The sequence below is a fragment of the Micromonospora sp. NPDC049089 genome (genome assembly GCF_040648775.1).
Taxonomy (GTDB): Bacteria; Actinomycetota; Actinomycetes; order Mycobacteriales; family Micromonosporaceae; genus Micromonospora.
On sequence record NZ_JBEZEH010000174.1, the window covers coordinates 1 to 15,870 of the forward strand.

Genomic DNA, 15,870 nt, shown 5'->3' on the forward strand with positions numbered 1-15,870 from the left:
GGGCGGCGCGGGGCGGGGGCCCCCCCCCCTCCCCCCCCCGGGGCCGGGGCCCGGGGGGGGGCCCCCGGCCAGGCCCGCCGCCCCGGAAGGCTCGGCGAGCACCTTGAGCTCCGTCAGGATCAGCCGGAACGCCGCCGCGATCTCGTCGTCGTCGACCCGGACGACCCCACGCAGCGTGTCCCGCACGATGGCGAACGGCAGCTCCCCCACGCAGGACGGCCGCAGCCCGTCCGCGATGGTGGTCGCCGGCGCTACCGGCACGCGTACACCTGCCTCCAGGCTGCGGGCGAGCGAGTCGCAACCCACCGGCTCCACGCCGTACACCTCGATGCCGGAGCCGGCGGCGGCCAGGCACGCTCCGGCAACCCCGCCACCACCACCCACCGGTACGACCAACGCGTCCAACGGCGTCCCCGCGCGCTCGGCGTCCTCGATCAGCTCCAGGCTCGCGGTGCCCTGCCCGGCGATCACGTCCGGGTGGTCGTACGCGTCGACGACGGGGTGACCGCTCTCGTCGCTGAGCCCGTTGGCCACCGCCACCCGCTCCTCGACGCTGGTGCCGGCGAACACCACCCGCGCCCCCGCCGCGCGCGCCCGGTCGACCTTCGTCGACGCGGCGTCGACCGGCAGCACCACTGTCGCCGCGAGCCCGTGCTGCCGGGCCGCCAACGCCACCGCCACGGCGTGGTTGCCGGTGCTCTGCGCGATCACCCCGGTGTGGCCGGCCACCGCGAGGCGGCCGACCGCACGCAGCGCACCCCGCATCTTGTACGAGCCGCCGTGCTGGAGGTTCTCCGCCTTGAGCAGCACCCGTGCCCCGGCAAGCTCGTCGATCACCGGGGAGCGCAGCACGGGGGTGCGGACCACGTGGCCGGCCAGCCAGCGGCTGGCCTCCTCGACATCGGCCCGGACCTGACCAACTGTGCCTGTCATCGTCTCTCCTTTTCGGGCACGCCACAGGCAGGGTCCAGCGGTACGTGGACCCCGGTGACTGTGGGTGGAAGTGTCAGTTCAAGGTGGGTAGCTGGACGTCGACCCGCAGGCCGCCGTACTCGGCGGGCCGGGCCGCGATGATGCCGTCGTGGGCCTGGGTGATCGAACGGGCGATGGCCAGGCCCAGCCCGGCCCCACCGCCCTGCGAGGTCCGGTCCCGGGCGAGCCGGCGGAACGGCTCGAACAGACCGGCGACCGCCTCGGCCGGCACGGGCTGACCGGTGTTGACCACTGACAGCGCCGGCACGCCGCTCACCACGACGGTCAGCGAGCCGCCCGGCCTGTTGTACTTGATCCCGTTCTCCACCAGGTTGGTGACCAGTCGTTCCAGCAGCACCCGCTCGCCGACGACCACCCGGGGTTCGAGATGGGTCTCCACGGTGACGCCGGCCTCCCGGGCCCGGTCCAGGTAACCGGCCAGCACCGCCTCGACGATCGCGTCCAACCGCTGCGGTATCCGCGAACGGAGACCCTGGTCGCTCTCGCTGAGCGCGAGCAGGCCCTCGATCAGTCGTTCGTTGCGCTCGTTGGTCTCCAGCAGCTGACTGGTCAGCAACTCCAACTGCTCGCCGGTGAGCGCCCTGGCCATACCGACCTCGATGAGCGTCCGCTGCACGGCGAGGGGCGTACGCAGCTCGTGCGAGGCGTTCGCGGCGAACCGCCGCTGCCCCTCGTACCCGGCGGAGACGCGTTCCATCATCTCGTCGATCGCCCTCGACAGCCGGGCCAACTCGTCGCCGCCCCGGGGCCGGATCCGGTGACCGAGGTTCTGCGGGCCGAGCTGCCCGATCGGCCCGGCCAGGTCAGCGACCGGGCGCAGGCACCACGCCGCGGCGAACCAGAGCCCCACCAGGACGGCGAGGGTCACGAGCAGGACGGCCACCAGGGGCAGCATGAACGCCCCCGGCCGTACGTTGCGACACACCGCCGACATCCCCGGCACGGGCAGGTCACAGAACTGCTGCCCCCAGTTCCAGGTCACCCCCGACAGCCACTTGCCCATCGCCGGCAGTACCGGGCCGGCCAGCAGCGCCAACAGCCCCACCAGCAGCACCCGACGTCGGGGCGTCCAGCTCACGCCGTGCCGCCGATGCGGTAGCCGGCCTTCGGGACGGTATGGATGATCGCGGGATCGCCGAGTTTCTTGCGCAGCGTCATCACGGTGACCCGTACGGCGTTGGTGAACGGGTCGGCGAACTCGTCCCAGGCCTGCTCCAGCAACTCCTCGGCGCTGACCACCTGGCCGTCCGCGCGCAGCAGCACGTGCAGCACCGCGAACTCCTTGGGGCTCAACGCGAGAGGGCGACCGTCCCGGGTGGCCAGGTGCCGACCCACGTCCAGGGCCAGACCGTCCTGGGCGAGCACCGGTGGCAGCGCCGGCGTCGACCGTCGCCCGAGGGCCTGCACCCGGGCCACCAACTCGGCGAAGGCGAACGGCTTGGTCAGGTAGTCGTCCGCGCCGAGGCCGAGGCCCTCCACCCGGTCCCGGATGCCCGCCGCCGCAGTGAGCAGCAGCACCCGGGTGCCCACCTGCGAGTCGGCGATGCTGCGGCACACCTCGTCGCCGGTGTGTCCGGGCATGTCCCGGTCCAGCACCGCCACGTCGTACCGGTTCACCCCGACCCGCTCCAGCGCACCGTCACCGTCGTAGCAGACGTCCACGGCCATCGAGAGGCGGCGCAGCCCTTCGGCCACCGTGTCCGCCAACAACCGCTCGTCGTCCGCCACCAGCACCCGCACGTTTTCCCGCTCCCCCAGTTCGGCTTGCCCGGCATACCGTCGCAGGCCCGGGTTAAGGGTTCTGTAAGCACCCGCCGCAGCCATCCTCCACGCGGCTGTCCAGCGGGCAAACCACCTCAACCCAGCCCCCGCGCCCTTCGTCCCCGTCTCACACGCCCCGCGCCAAACGTCCCAACACCACGAAGAGCCAAAGCACTCAACAGTGACCCGCGTCACAAGACCCCCGAAAGTCACCCCCCGCCCCACCCCGCCCGGCCCCGCCCCACCCCGCGATCTTGCACTTTGTGTTGCCGAAATATGAGTAAGGCGTTTTTTGTCGGGGCAGAAAGTGCAAGATCGGCGAGGGTGAGGGCACGGGCAGGGGCACGGCACGGGGGTGGTTAGGAGAGGGCTGCGCGGATGGTGGCTTTGATGTGTTCGGGGCGGTGGTAGAGGTCTCGGTCGGTGAAGTAGCGCATCCGCCAACCCGCTGCGGCCAGCCAGTTGATCCGCTCACGGTCGTGCCTGAGTCGATCGCGGTTCAGGTGCGACAGTCCGTCGTACTCGATGCCGATTCGGCGTTCGCGGTAACCCAGATCGAGCCGGTACAGAGGGATGCCGTGGCGGTCGGCCACCCATAGTTGCGGCTCCGGCGGCGGCAGGCCTCCGTCGAGCAGGATCAGCCGTAACTGGCTTTCCTGGCGGCACTCCGCCCTGCCGTCTGCCAGCGGGACGAGCTGGCGGGCCTGGCGGACGCCCCGCAATGCGTTGTGGGCCGCCACCTCGACCAGCAGGTCATCCTGGGTGACCAAGCCCGACCGCAGCGCGGCGTCGAGCACTGGGAGTGCGTCGACCCGACGAGCGGCGCGAGCAAGGTCGACTGCGCAACGCGCCGGCGGCACGCAGGGCAGGCCTGCGACGAAGACCGGCCGAGCGGGTAAGACCGTCCGGTGAACGACCACCCCGGGCAGACGGGGCTTCGGCACCTCGGCGGGCAACTGGATGTGGATCAGATCGTCGCGCAGGACCCCGAAGCCGTATCGGCGGGCGGCACTCTGTCTCGCCAACATCGCTCCGTCGGGCAGCCGGAGCATCAGGGCACGCAGTTCGTCGTCGTCGTCGCAGGGCTTGTCGGCGTAGACCCCTCTGCGCACACGCAGGATTTCCTCGCGGTCGAGCCGAGTACGAATCCGTCCAACGGTGAGCTGCCGCATCAGCGCGTCCGTACGCCACAACTGAGTTGCCATGGAGGGAGGCTGACCGACCCGGACCTCCGCCAGTGCCCCGCAACAACTACCTGTGGAAAACCAACTCCCCTGTGGACAACCCCCACAACAACCTCAGCCGTGCTAGCACCAACCCCCAAACCCCCCACCCCAAACCCCTCACCCCCGCGATCTTGCACTTTCTGTCGACGATATGTCCGATGGGAGGCATAAGTAACCGCAGAAAGTGCAAGATCGCGTGGGTGAGGGGGTGGGGCGCGACGCAGGCCGGGGTTTGGGACTAGTCGCAGGCTATGCCGTCGCCGTCTCGGTCCAGGTCGTAGATGTCGTCGCCGATCACCCTGATCGGCCCGCTGACGTACGCGGGACCGTTGCCACTGCCACCCGCGCAGTCGACGTCGCTGGCGATCGGGACGCAGCCGCTGTAGTTCGGGTCGCACTTCGACGACTGCGGCTTCTTGGTGCCGACGGCCACGACCTGGGTCACCGGCTGCTTCGTCACTGCGGATGTGACCAGCTTCTTGGCCGTCCGCACGCCGTCGGTGGTGGTCACCTCGTAGGTCATGGTCCGGACGCCGTTCACGCCCTTGGTTCGGACGACCCGTTTGCCCTCGGCCAGTGACGAGTCCTTGACGGTCCGCTCGCCGTACCGGATGGTGGCCTTTTCCGTCACGGTCGTCACCTGCACCACCGGCACGGCCGCCGCCGACGAGGGCGCCGTGGCAGGCACCGACGAGGGCACTGTGGAGGGCGCGGCGATCGGCGACTCCTCCTGGGCCGGGGCCTCCTCGGTCGGCTCGCCGGGCGCGGCCAGGATCGGCTGTTGCGGTTGCTCGGCGGCGGTGCCGGTCTTGGTCGGCTCCGGCTCGCCGGTCAACGCGCCGACGATGGCGGTGCCGGTGCAGCAGAGCAGCAGGATCGACAGCGTGACCGAGCCGAGGATCACGGCGACCCGGCTGGCGGGAGTGGCCCGGCGGAACCAGTTCGGTCGGGGCGTCTGGTCGAACGACGGCGGGTACGGCGGCCCCGGGTGCTGTGGTGGTTGCATCGTCACGGCGATGAGTGTCGTCGCAAACACGGCGTGCAATATCCCCCGTCGTGTTCGTCACCTGCGCCTTTCGCTTCGCGGGAAAGATCGGTGGGCGCGTTGGCGGGCGACGAGTCGGCAGGTGCGGCAACCCTCCAGGCTGGCGGGGCAGGGCCGATCGTGCGGGTATCAGCACCAACAAAAGCCGCAGATCACCACGCACCGCATCGACAGAGGTCGGAGATCGAACTACGGCGACGGAACTGTCGCTATGCCGTCAACGGGATGAGCTCACCGTTCCTCCATCGCCCATGGTGAGCCGTAACCGTTCAGCAGGTCGAGGAAGGGCATCGGGGGCAACGCCTCCGGCCCGAGCACGCCCACGCCGGCCCACGCGCCGCTGGCGAGCAACTCCAAGGCGACGACCGGGTTGACGGCGGTCTGCCAGACCACCGCCTGGTGCCCGTACTCCCGCATCGACCACTCGTTGTCAACCACGTGGTACAGGTAGACCTCGCGGGGTTGCCCGTCCGGGCCGAGGCCGCGTACCCAGGTGCCGGCGCAGGTCTTACCGCGCATCCGGGCGCCGAGCGTGGCCGGGTCGGGCAGGCTCGCGGCGACCACGTCGCGCGGGGAGACCTCGACGCCGCGTACCCGCACCGGGGAGACGGAGTCCAGGCCGAGCTTGTGCAGCGTCTTGAGCACCTCGATGAACTCGTCGCCCAGGCCGTACTTGAAGGTGACCCGCCGGGCCTTGACCCAGCGCGGGATGAGCAGCACCTCCTCGTGCTCGACGTTGACGCACTCGACCGGCCCGATCCCCTCGGGGAAGTGGAAGACCTCCGGCTCGGAGAACGGTTCGGTGGTGAACCAGCCCCGGTCTTTCTCCCAGATGACCGGCGGGTTCAGGCACTCCTCGATCGTCGTCCAGATGGAGAACGAGGGCGCGAAGTCGTACCCGTCGACTGTCAGGTTCGCCCCGTCCCGGACACCGATCTCGTCGATCTCGCTGAACAGTTCGTCGGCGGCGTAACGGGCGAAGACGTCGGAGAGGCCGGGCTCGACCCCGATGCCGCACAGCGCCAGCCGACCGGCCGCCGACCAGGTGTCGGCCACCGCGAACTGTTCGTCGCCGAGCTTCACGCCGGTCTCGACGTGTGACAGCGACATCGCCATGTCGAGGTAGTCCGCGCCGGCCGCGAACGCGCCGTCGAAGATCGGCATGACGAACCGCGGGTCGACGGCGTTCAACACGTGCGTGATCCGGTGCTCCCGGCACAGTGCGGTGACCGCGTCGGCCGAGGAGGCGTCCACCTGGGCGGCGACGAAACGGTCACCGTGCCCGGCGACCGCCCGTTGGGCCCGAACGGGGTCGTGGTCGGCCACCACGATGGTCTCGAAGAAGGTCCGTCGGGCGGCGATGGCTACGGCGGCGGAGCCGACGCCACCGGCGCCGACGAGGAGGACACGCATCAGGAATCAAACCCCAAACCGAAACGATCGAGAGTACGGAGCCAGAGGTCGCGCCGACCCTCGCGCGCGTCGGCGCGGGCCAGTGACCAGCGGGTGAGATTGATGCCGACCGCGCGGACGGGTTCCGGTGGGAACGGCAGTGGCTTGCGGCGAACCAGGTCGAGCCGGGTCAGCGGGGTGTTCCCGCCGTCGAGCAGGTCGAGCAGCACCCGGGCCCCGAAGCGGGTGGCCCCGACGCCGAGGCCGGTGTAGCCGGCCGCGTACGCCAGCCGACCGCCGTAGGCGGTGCCGAAGAACGGGCAGAACCGGGTGCAGGTGTCGATGACTCCGCCCCAGCGGTGGCTGAACCGCACGTCGGCGAGCTGCGGGAACGTGGTGAAGAAGTGGCGGGCGAGGGTGGTGAAGGTGGCCTGTCGTTGTTCCAACTCGGGCGCTACCCGGTTGCCGTAGTGGTAGACGGCGTCGTAGCCGCCAAAGAGGATCCGTCCGTCGGTGGTGATCCGGTAGTAGTGGAACTGGTTGGCGGTGTCGGCGAGCCCCTGCCGGTTGCGCCACCCGATGGCGTCGCGCTGGGCGGGGGTGAGCGGCTCGGTCATCAGCACGTGGTCGTAGACGGGCACCAGGTACGCCCGCAGTCGGCGTAGCAGCGGCGGGAACGCGTTGGTGGCCAGCACGACCCGGCGCGCCCGGATCGAGCCGGGCAGGCCGGCGGCACTGGTGTCGGCCCGGCCACTGTCGGCCGGGTGCGCGGCGGGACCGGCGCCCAGGGTGCTGGCGTGCACTGCCGCACCGTCGGCGCGCAGTCCGGTGACCCGGGTGTGCTCGTGCACGCGTACGCCGAGGTCGAGGCAGGCGCGGCGCAGCCCCCAGGCCAGCTTCGCCGGGTCCACCATGGCCACCCGGTCGGCGTCGAACATCCCACCCAGGTACGTCGGTGAGTGCACCTCGGCGCGCACCTCGTCCCGGTCGAGCAACCGCACCCGGTGCCCGTACCGGCGGGCCAGGTCCGCGTCGGCGGCCAGCCCGTCGAGTTGGTACGGCTCGACGGCGACGGCCAGCTCACCGGTGCGCTCGAAGTCGCAGTCGATGTTGAACTTCTCGACGGTGGCGGCGATGGCGTTCAGGTTGTCCCGGCCGAGGCGTTCCAACTCGCCGACCTCGTCGGGGAACCGCTCGACACCGTTGGCGAGGCCGTGGGTCAGCGAGGCGGCGCAGAAACCGCCGTTGCGCCCGGAGGCCGCCCAACCGCAGGTCCCGGCGTCGACGAGCAGCACGTCCCGGTCCGGGTCCGCCTGTTTCGCCAACAGCGCGGCCCACAGTCCGCTGTAACCACCGCCGATCACCAGCAGGTCGGCGGAGTGCCGACCGCTCAGCGGCGGTAGCGGGTCAGGGCGGTCCGGGCGGTCGAGCCAGTACGGCACGGGTGCGGCGTCGGCCAACGCCCGGCCGGTATGTGGGAGTGTCATGACCGCGCGCCCGCCGGGTGGTCCGGAGCATCGGGGCGGGTCATGACGACCGACGCGGGTGACCTGACGGCCCGGAGAGCAGCGCGGCGCGGCGGGCCCGTCGACCGCGCAGCGAGCTGAGCCCCACGAGCAGCAACGCGACAGCGAACATCGCCGTGCCGATCACGTTGACCTGCGGTGGGATGCCACGCTGGGCGGCGCCCCACACGTACATCGGGAACGTGACGGTGGTGCCGGCGTTGAAGTTCGTGATGATGAAGTCGTCGAAGCTGAGCGAGAAGGCCAGCAACGCGGCGGCCACGATGCCGGGCAGCACCAGCGGCAGGGTGATCCGCCGGAAGGTCTGCCACTCGTTGGCGTAGAGGTCCATGGCGGCCTCCTCAAGCCGCCGGTCCATCCCGGCGAGCCGCGCCTTGACGGTGACCACCACGAACGACACGCAGAACATCACATGCGCGATCACGATGGTCCAGAAACCCTGCGGTACGCCCGCCGACACGAACAGGGCCAGCAGCGACGTGCCCATCACCAGTTCCGGGGTGGCCATCGGCAGGAAGATCAGGACGTTGATCCCGGATCGGCCCCGGAAGCGGTGCCGGACCAGCGCGAACGCCATCAGGGTGCCGAGCACTGTGGCGACCACCGTGGCGATGAAGCCGATCTGCACGCTGCGGACCACCGCGTCGCACATGTCCGAGGTGGCGCACGGCTGCCGCCAGTTGTCCAGAGTGAACTCGTTGAAGTCGTACGAGAGCCGGCTCGACGGCCGGTTGAACGACAGCCCCGCCACCACCAGGATCGGCAGCGCCAGGTAGCCGAGCACCAGCAACGCCACGATCATCACCCAGCGGTCCGCCAACCAGCGGGAAACCCTCACAGGACCTCCTCCGTGCCGGCTCGACGGAGGTAGCCGAAGACCACCGCGAGGATCGCCGCCATCAGCAGGAACGACAGCGCGGCGCCCTGCGGGTAGTCCAGTCGGACCAGGAACGCCGAGTCGATGACGTTGCCGATCATGTATTCGTTCGGGGTGCCGAGCAGCTCCGCGTTGATGTAGTCGCCGCTGGCCGGGATGAAGAACAGCAGCGTGCCGGCGACCAGACCGGGCATGGACAGCGGCAGCGTCACCCGACGGAACGCCTGCACCGGGCTCGCGTACAGGTCGGTGGCCGCCTCCAGCAACCGCGGGTCCAGCCGCTCCAGGCTCGCGTACAGCGGCAGCACCAGGAACGGCAGGAAGTTGTACGTCAGGCCGAGCACCACAGCGAACGGGGTGGCCAGCAGCCGACCGTCCGGGGCGAGCAGGTGCACGTCGCGCAGCAGACCGACGAGCGCGCCGTTGTCCGACAGGATCGTCTTCCAGGCCAGCGTGCGGACCAGGAAGCTGGTGAACATCGGGGCGACGACGCACACCAGCAGCAGGTTCTTCCAGCGGCCGGCCTTCTGCGCGATGGCGTACGCCAGTGGGTAGCCCAGCAGCAACGCCAGCACCAGGGCCAGCCCGGCGTAGCCGAACGAGCGCAGGAACTGCGGCCAGTACGCCTGGAGCACGTCCGGGTAGTTGTTGACCGCCCAGGTCATCGCGTACCCGGTGGAGAGCGAGCCGCTGGGGTCGTACAGGCTGGCCGCCGCCAACTGCACGAGCGGCACACCGAAGAAGATGAGCAGCCAGGCCGCGCCCGGCAACAACAGGAGGTACGGCAGGAGTCGGCGTCGCCCGGACCGGGCTGCCGGTGGCGCGGCGGGCGGGCGCCCCGACCCGGTGGGGGCCAGCAGGGTCACGACGACACACCCACCGGCTCGTCCAGCACCGGTGACGTCCGGTCGGTGTCGGCGGCGTCGCGGGGCAGCAGGAACGCGTGCCGCGGATCCCAGTACGCCACGGCCTCGCTGCCGACCGCCACTGTCGTCGACGTTCCGCTGTTGGCGGCGAAGACCGACAACTCGGTACCCCAGCCGGTGCGCAGCAGGTACTGCGTGCTGACTCCCACGTAGGAGGCGTCGGTGACCACTCCGGTGACGTGCTGATGCCCGGCGGGCACCTGGTCGGCGGAGCCGACCAGAATCAGCTTTTCCGGGCGTACCCCCAGGTGGACCGGACCGCTCTCGGCCCGTGCGCGGCCGGCGGGCACAGAGAAGCGCGTGCCGTGCGCCGTCACCGCGACGTCGCCGCCGCCGACGCCGGTGGCTTCGCCGGCGAGCAGATTGGACTGGCCGAGGAAGTTCGCCACGAAGGCGGTGGCGGGAAACTCGTAGATGTCGGCCGGGGCACCCAACTGCTCGATCCGGCCGGCGTTCATCACCGCGACGGTGTCGGCCATGGTCATGGCCTCCTCCTGGTCGTGGGTGACGTGGACGAAGGTGATGCCGACCTCGGTCTGGATGCGCTTCAGCTCGATCTGCATCTGTCGGCGCAGCTTGAGGTCGAGTGCGCCCAGCGGCTCGTCGAGCAGCAGCACCTGCGGCCGGTTGATCAGCGCGCGGGCAAGCGCGACCCGCTGCTGCTGCCCGCCGGAGAGCTGGGCGGGGCGGCGGCTGCCATAGCCGTCGAGCTGCACCAGCGACAGCATCCGGGAGACCTCGTCGCCGACCGAGCGGATGCCGCGTCGGCGCAGCCCGAAGGCCACGTTCTCGAAGATGGTGAGGTGCGGGAAGAGCGCGTAGCTCTGGAAGACGGTGTTCACCGGCCGCTTGTACGGCCGCAGCCGGGCGATGTCCGTGTCACCGAGCAGCACCTGGCCGCTGGTCGGCTCCTCCAGGCCGGCGATCATCCGCAACGTGGTGGTCTTGCCGCAGCCGGACGCGCCGAGCAGCGCGAAGAACGAGCCCTGCTCGACGGTCAGGCTCAGGTCGTCCACAGCGGTGAAGACGCCGAACCGTTTGGTGAGGTCGGCCAGGCGCAGGTCGCCGGCGGGTGTCTCGCGCGCCATCCTCATCACGCCCCGATGACCTGTTGGAACTTGCCCTCGTACTCCTTCTCCTGCTTCTCGTCCAGGGCCATGAACACCTTGGACTTCGACAGCAGCGCCTCGTCCGGGAAGATCAGCGGGTTGGCGGCCAGCTCGGGATCGATCTTCTCCATCTCGGCCTGAGCGCCCTTGACCGGGCAGATGTAGTTGACGTACGCGGCCAGCTTCGCCGCGACCGCCGGCTCGTAGTAGTAGTTGATCAGCGCTTCGGCGTTGCCCTTGTGGGTGGCCTTGTTGGGGACCATCATGTTGTCGCTGTAGAGCATCACGCCCGAGTCCGGCGCGACGAACCGCACCTTCTCGTCCTCACCGGACAGTTGGATGACGTCGCCGGACCAGCCGATGCACGCGGCGATGTCGCCCTTGGCCAGGTCGGGCGCGTAGTCGTTGCCGGTGAACTTGCGGATCTGCCCGGAGTCGACTGCCTTCTTGAGCTTGTTGAGGGCGTCGTCGAACTGGGCGGCGGTGAAGTTGGCCGGGTCGTGTCCGTTCGACCCGAGCAGCAGGCCCATTGTGTCGCGCATCTCGCTGAGCGCTGTCACCTTGCCCTTGAGGTCGGGGCGGGTGAGCAGTTCGTCGACGGTCCGCAGTTCCTTCGTGACGTTGCCGTTGTAGGCCAGGCCCGCCAGGCCGGACTGCCACGGGATGGAGATCCGGTTCTCGGTGTCGAAGGGGCGGTTGAGCAGCGACGGAAGCAGGTTGGCCTGCACGTTCGGGATCTTCGCCGGGTCCAGCTTCTGGATCCAGCCAAGCCGGATCATCCGGGCCGCCATCCAGTCGGTCAGCACGATGATGTCGCGGTCGGTGCTCTGACAGGCGGCAAGCTGGTTCTGCACCTTGCCGAAGAACTCGTTGTTGTCGTTGATGTCCTCGGTGTAGGTCACCTGGATGCCGGTCTTCGTGATGAACTCGTCGAGGCTCGGCCGCTTGGACTCGTCAGCGTCGTCAACGTCCATGTACTGCGGCCAGTTGGCGAAGGCGAGTTTCTTCTCGGTGCCGGAGAGGTCCTCGCTGACACAACCAGCTTCGGTCTGCTGCGCGCCCTTGGTGCCGCAGCCCGCGAGGCTGCCGCCCATGGTGAGCAGGGCGGCCGAACCGAGAGTGCCGGTGAGCAGTCCACGCCGGGAGAGGGGCCGGAGGGGAGTACGCATGACGACTCCTAGGGGGTCATCGTCGGCGGGCGGGACGGGGGGAGGCACGCCGGCGGGAATGTCGGGAGGGTCAAGTGCCATGGACGACTGATCCTGACATGAGGTGACCTCCCTTACAAGGGATTCCGTTGCGGGAATAGCGATGCACGACGAAATACGCCAGACTACGCGGTGATACACGCGCGACATCACGATTCGGGACATGGGGAGCGGGCAATGACAAACCGGCAGCACGAGAACAGCAACGGGAGTCGACGCGTCGCTGTCCGTGAAGGCGCCAATCACGCTCTGCTGGATGACGTGGCCAAGCAGATCATCGAGCAGCTCCAGGAGGACGGCCGCCGCCCGTACGCGACGATCGGCAAGGCGGTGGGCCTGTCCGAGGCGGCGGTCCGCCAGCGGGTGCAGCGGCTGCTCGACTCCGGCGTGATGCAGATCGTGGCGGTGACCGATCCGCTCCAGCTCGGCTTCAACCGGCAGGCGATGATCGGCCTACGCACCGACGGCGACCTGGAGGCGGTCGCGGACCGGCTGGCCGAGCTGGACGAGGTCGACTACGTGGTGATCACCGCCGGGTCGTTCGACCTGCTCACCGAGGTGGTCTGCCGCAACGACGACCACCTGCTGGAGATCCTGCAACGACTGCGCGCGGTGCCAGGGGTGATCTCCACCGAGGCGTTCGTCTACCTCAAGCTGCGCAAGCAGACCTACACCTGGGGTACGGCCTGAGCTTCCTTGATCCACTCGGCTGGCTTGCGCTTGCCGCACCTTGATCCACTCGGCTTTCCGGAAGTCGGGGTGTCCGGGCCGCCCTGATGCCCCGGTTTCCGTGATCCCGAGTGGATCAGTGATGCGTTGTGCGGACGGTGTCGACTGCGCCGACGAACGACGCCCAGGCGGTCGGCGCGAAGGCCAGGGTGCCGCCGTCGCGGTCCTTGCTGTCGCGCACCAGCACCCGGCCGGGCAGGTTGTCGGCCACCTCGACACAGGCGCCACCGTTGTTGCTGCTGCGGGTCGCGGTGCGCCAACGGGCGTCGGTCATGTCCATGTCGTGGCCACTTCCCTGATCAACTCGATCGACCGTCGTCGGGGGAACGCCTCGCCGGTGACGCTCTCCCACCTGCGTCCCAGGCTAGCGACGTCGAGGGGATCGGTCACGACCTGACCGCGGAGCTGATTGTCGAGATACGCCAATTCCGCCCCGTCGGGCAGCCGCCCCAGAATGAACGGTCCGGCCAGCCCGGTGTGCCACGGACTCTCGGCCGGGATGACCCGGACCTGCACGTGCTCCCACTCGGCCACTCTCGCGAGGTGGGCCAGTTGAGCGGCCATCACGGCGCGGTCGCCGACCGGCCGGCGCAGCACCACCTCGTCGATCACCGCCACGAGCTGCGGTGGAGCATCGCGGCACAGGACCGCCTGCCGTTCGAGGCGGCCCGCCACGATCTCGTCCACTTCGGACGGTGCGACCAGCCCACCGGTGCCCAGGATCGCCCGGGCGTACCCCTCGGTCTGGAGCAGACCCGGCACGAGCAGCGGCTCGTACCACCGGAGTGACGTCGCGTCCTGTTCCAGCTCGGCCCACGGCCGGAACCACGGCAGGTCACGACGGCGGAACGGCTCCGGCCAAAGGTCGGCCGCGTCCCGGCGCAGAACCTCAGCAACCGCCACCCGGGTACGCGGATGCGGAATGCGCCCCGAAGCGAGCCACCTCGCCGCCGTCTTCGGGTCGACGCGGACCTTCTCGGCCAACGACTCAACCGTCTCCCCCGCCTCCGCCATCGCCACCCGCAACGCCTCGTTCGCCACCGCGCCCTCCCGCCGCTCCTCCGTGCCGTGGCCGTGGTTATCCGTGCCGTGGTTATCCGTGCCGTGGCCGGACGATCCGCGATCGCCCGCCCAGCGACCGCCGCGACGCCGCTCGATGCACGTTGCGGCGGACGATAGCTACGCTGCGTGTCCGTGTCTGCGTTCTACCGGCGTGTTGCGGTGTGACGTGTTGGCAGGCATTCCGGACGCCCCGCGACCGCCCCCGAAGTGCCCCGCCCGCGTCCCGCGCGGCCCGACCCTGCTTGATCCACTCGACTTCATTGAAATCGCGGTATCAACCACGCCTCAACACCCCGACATCAAGGAACCGGAGTGGATCGAGGCGTCGGCGCCGGGAGGCGCTACCCGGCGGTGCGGCCGTGATGTCACAAACGAGTCAGCTCCAAAGGCAACCGACAGCACACCTCGGACCCGCATCCGTCACCCGCAGCCCACACCGGCACGAGTGCGGATTCCGTTGCGACCTACGTGAGCGCGCGCTGAATCCGTCGCTCTAGACGCGTCAAGCCACTGATACCACTTGCCGCAGGCCCCTGGACTGTGCGATAACCGTTGGCAGAGCGGCCGGCCTCACCCCTTTGACCGGCCCGACGACCGATGGGGCTGACATGGCCAACGCCACCGACCACCTCTGGATGCACTTCACCCGGATGGCGAGCTACTCCGCCGGTGAGGTGCCGACCATCGTGCGCGGCGAGGGAGCGTACGTCTGGGACGCACAGGGTCGCCGCTACCTGGACGGGCTCGCCGGGCTCTTCGTGGTCAACGCCGGCCACGGCCGCACCGAGCTGGCCGAGGCTGCCGCCAAGCAGGCCGGCGAGCTTGCCTACTTCCCGCTCTGGTCGTACGCGCACCCGAAGGCCGTCGAGCTGGCCGAGAGGATCGCCGCGCTCACCCCCGGCGACCTCAACCGGATCTTCTTCACCACCGGCGGCTCCGAGGCGGTCGAGGCGGCGTGGAAGCTGGCCCGCGCGTACTTCAAGCGCACCGGGAAGCCCAACAAGTACAAGGTGATCAGCCGCTACATCGCCTATCACGGCACCTCGATGGGCGCCCTGTCGATCACCGGCCTGCCCGGCATCAAGAGCGACTTTGAGCCACTGGTGCCGGGTGCGATCAAGGTGCCGAACACGAACTTCTACCGGGCGCCCGAACACGGCGACGACCCCGAGGCGTTCGGCCGCTGGGCCGCCGACGAGATCGGACGGGCCATCGAGCGGGAAGGCCCGGACACTGTCGCCGCGGTCTTCCTCGAGCCGGTGCAGAACTCCGGCGGGTGCTTCCCACCGCCGCCCGGTTACTTCGAGCGGGTACGGGAGATCTGCGACGCGTACGACGTACTGCTCGTCTCCGACGAGGTGATCTGCTCGTGGGGGCGGCTGGGCGAGTACTTCGGCGCGGTGCGCTACGGCTACCAGCCGGACATCATCACCACCGCCAAGGGCATCACCTCCGGCTACGCCCCGCTGGGCGCGATGATCGCCAGCGACCGGCTGATGGAACCGTTCCTCACCGAGACCGGCATGTTCGCCCACGGGGTGACCTTCGGTGGGCACCCGGTCTCCTGCGCGGTGGCGCTGGCCAACCTGGAGGTGTTCGCCCGCGAGGACCTGGTCGGGCACGTACGCGCCAACGAGGACGCCTTCCGTGCCACCCTGGAGAAGCTGCACGACCTGCCGATCGTCGGCGACGTGCGCGGCGACGGCTACTTCTACGGCATCGAGCTGGTCAAGGACAAGACCACCCGGGAGACCTTCACCGAGGCCGAGTCGGAGCGCCTGCTGCGCGGCTTCCTCTCCACCGCCCTGTTCCAGGCGGGCCTCTACTGCCGGGCCGACGACCGGGGCGACCCCGTCATTCAGCTGGCCCCGCCCCTGATCGCGGAGCAGCAGCACTTCGACGAGATCGAGCAGATCCTCCGCACAGTCCTAACCCAAGAGCGTTACACAGTGGCGCAGGCCGGGGCGACACTGGACCACTTCACCTGGGTCCGCGCGAGCGCCCCGCTGGCGCGGC

The 15,870-nt window shown here is 69.7% G+C and carries 15 protein-coding genes; 2 read left to right on the forward strand and 13 right to left on the reverse strand.

The genetic code is table 11. The annotated features are described in order from the left end of the window. From AB0B48_RS25195 to AB0B48_RS25245, 11 genes are all read right to left on the reverse strand, one after another. Positions 1-933, reverse strand: a 933-nt coding sequence (locus AB0B48_RS25195) for a pyridoxal-phosphate dependent enzyme (RefSeq protein ID WP_357205698.1), incomplete at its 3' end; no start/stop codon positions are given. 73 nt (positions 934-1,006) lie between these two features. Then, positions 1,007-2,071, reverse strand: coding sequence for a HAMP domain-containing sensor histidine kinase (locus tag AB0B48_RS25200; RefSeq protein ID WP_357205701.1), 1,065 nt, complete (start codon positions 2,069-2,071; stop codon positions 1,007-1,009). Continuing rightward, the gene (locus AB0B48_RS25205) at positions 2,068-2,733 is read right to left on the reverse strand and encodes a response regulator transcription factor (protein WP_091394074.1); all 666 of its coding nucleotides are present in this window, start codon (positions 2,731-2,733) and stop codon (positions 2,068-2,070) included. Before AB0B48_RS25205 ends, AB0B48_RS25200 begins: the two co-directional genes overlap by 4 nt. A 380-nt stretch (positions 2,734-3,113) precedes the next feature. Beyond that, positions 3,114-3,926 (reverse strand): DUF559 domain-containing protein, encoded by an 813-nt coding sequence (locus AB0B48_RS25210; protein ID WP_357205704.1) that lies wholly within the window; start codon positions 3,924-3,926, stop codon positions 3,114-3,116. A 292-nt stretch (positions 3,927-4,218) separates the two neighbouring features. Then, positions 4,219-4,986: a G5 domain-containing protein gene (locus tag AB0B48_RS25215; RefSeq protein WP_357205730.1), complete on the reverse strand. Its 768-nt coding sequence runs from the start codon at positions 4,984-4,986 to the stop codon at positions 4,219-4,221. A 270-nt stretch (positions 4,987-5,256) separates the two neighbouring features. Beyond that, entirely contained in the window at positions 5,257-6,438 is a 1,182-nt protein-coding gene (locus tag AB0B48_RS25220; protein WP_357205707.1) for a saccharopine dehydrogenase C-terminal domain-containing protein, read from the reverse strand. Continuing rightward, complete coding sequence (locus AB0B48_RS25225) at positions 6,438-7,904, reverse strand: FAD-dependent oxidoreductase (protein ID WP_357205710.1); 1,467 nt, start codon at positions 7,902-7,904, stop codon at positions 6,438-6,440. Before AB0B48_RS25225 ends, AB0B48_RS25220 begins: the two co-directional genes overlap by 1 nt. A 40-nt stretch (positions 7,905-7,944) precedes the next feature. Beyond that, positions 7,945-8,781, reverse strand: coding sequence for an ABC transporter permease (locus AB0B48_RS25230; RefSeq protein ID WP_357205713.1), 837 nt, complete (start codon positions 8,779-8,781; stop codon positions 7,945-7,947). Then, positions 8,778-9,686: an ABC transporter permease gene (locus AB0B48_RS25235; protein ID WP_357205716.1), complete on the reverse strand. Its 909-nt coding sequence runs from the start codon at positions 9,684-9,686 to the stop codon at positions 8,778-8,780. Before AB0B48_RS25235 ends, AB0B48_RS25230 begins: the two co-directional genes overlap by 4 nt. Further along, positions 9,683-10,840: an ABC transporter ATP-binding protein gene (locus AB0B48_RS25240; RefSeq protein ID WP_357205719.1), complete on the reverse strand. Its 1,158-nt coding sequence runs from the start codon at positions 10,838-10,840 to the stop codon at positions 9,683-9,685. Before AB0B48_RS25240 ends, AB0B48_RS25235 begins: the two co-directional genes overlap by 4 nt. After that, positions 10,840-12,024: a spermidine/putrescine ABC transporter substrate-binding protein gene (locus AB0B48_RS25245; protein WP_355005590.1), complete on the reverse strand. Its 1,185-nt coding sequence runs from the start codon at positions 12,022-12,024 to the stop codon at positions 10,840-10,842. The genes AB0B48_RS25240 and AB0B48_RS25245 overlap by 1 nt, the downstream gene beginning before the upstream one ends. Before the next feature lie 216 nt (positions 12,025-12,240). Here AB0B48_RS25245 and AB0B48_RS25250 point away from each other — a divergent pair, with 216 nt between their 5' ends. Next, positions 12,241-12,753, forward strand: coding sequence for an Lrp/AsnC family transcriptional regulator (locus AB0B48_RS25250; RefSeq protein WP_355005591.1), 513 nt, complete (start codon positions 12,241-12,243; stop codon positions 12,751-12,753). Between the two features lie 115 nt (positions 12,754-12,868). On the opposite strand, the gene AB0B48_RS25255 is transcribed toward AB0B48_RS25250, so the two are convergent. Together AB0B48_RS25255 and AB0B48_RS25260 are read right to left on the reverse strand one after the other, a co-directional pair. Then, positions 12,869-13,072 (reverse strand): DUF397 domain-containing protein, encoded by a 204-nt coding sequence (locus AB0B48_RS25255; RefSeq protein ID WP_357205724.1) that lies wholly within the window; start codon positions 13,070-13,072, stop codon positions 12,869-12,871. After that, complete coding sequence (locus AB0B48_RS25260; protein WP_357205733.1) at positions 13,063-13,806, reverse strand: DUF5753 domain-containing protein; 744 nt, start codon at positions 13,804-13,806, stop codon at positions 13,063-13,065. Before AB0B48_RS25260 ends, AB0B48_RS25255 begins: the two co-directional genes overlap by 10 nt. A 656-nt stretch (positions 13,807-14,462) precedes the next feature. Between AB0B48_RS25260 and AB0B48_RS25265 the strand changes: the two genes are divergently transcribed. Further along, the coding region (locus AB0B48_RS25265) for an aspartate aminotransferase family protein (protein WP_357205727.1) at positions 14,463-15,870 on the forward strand (1,408 nt) is incomplete at its 3' end.

Coding starts and splice junctions, on each gene's coding strand:
- AB0B48_RS25240 (WP_357205719.1), bottom strand. CDS start 10,840: ATGAGGATGGCGCGCGAGACACCCGCCGGCGACCTGCGCCTGGCCGAC.
- AB0B48_RS25250 (WP_355005591.1), top strand. CDS start 12,241: ATGACAAACCGGCAGCACGAGAACAGCAACGGGAGTCGACGCGTCGCT.
- AB0B48_RS25225 (WP_357205710.1), bottom strand. CDS start 7,904: ATGACACTCCCACATACCGGCCGGGCGTTGGCCGACGCCGCACCCGTG.
- AB0B48_RS25260 (WP_357205733.1), bottom strand. CDS start 13,806: ATGGCGGAGGCGGGGGAGACGGTTGAGTCGTTGGCCGAGAAGGTCCGC.
- AB0B48_RS25210 (WP_357205704.1), bottom strand. CDS start 3,926: ATGCGGCAGCTCACCGTTGGACGGATTCGTACTCGGCTCGACCGCGAG.
- AB0B48_RS25245 (WP_355005590.1), bottom strand. CDS start 12,024: ATGCGTACTCCCCTCCGGCCCCTCTCCCGGCGTGGACTGCTCACCGGC.
- AB0B48_RS25255 (WP_357205724.1), bottom strand. CDS start 13,072: ATGGACATGACCGACGCCCGTTGGCGCACCGCGACCCGCAGCAGCAAC.
- AB0B48_RS25220 (WP_357205707.1), bottom strand. CDS start 6,438: ATGCGTGTCCTCCTCGTCGGCGCCGGTGGCGTCGGCTCCGCCGCCGTA.
- AB0B48_RS25215 (WP_357205730.1), bottom strand. CDS start 4,986: ATGCAACCACCACAGCACCCGGGGCCGCCGTACCCGCCGTCGTTCGAC.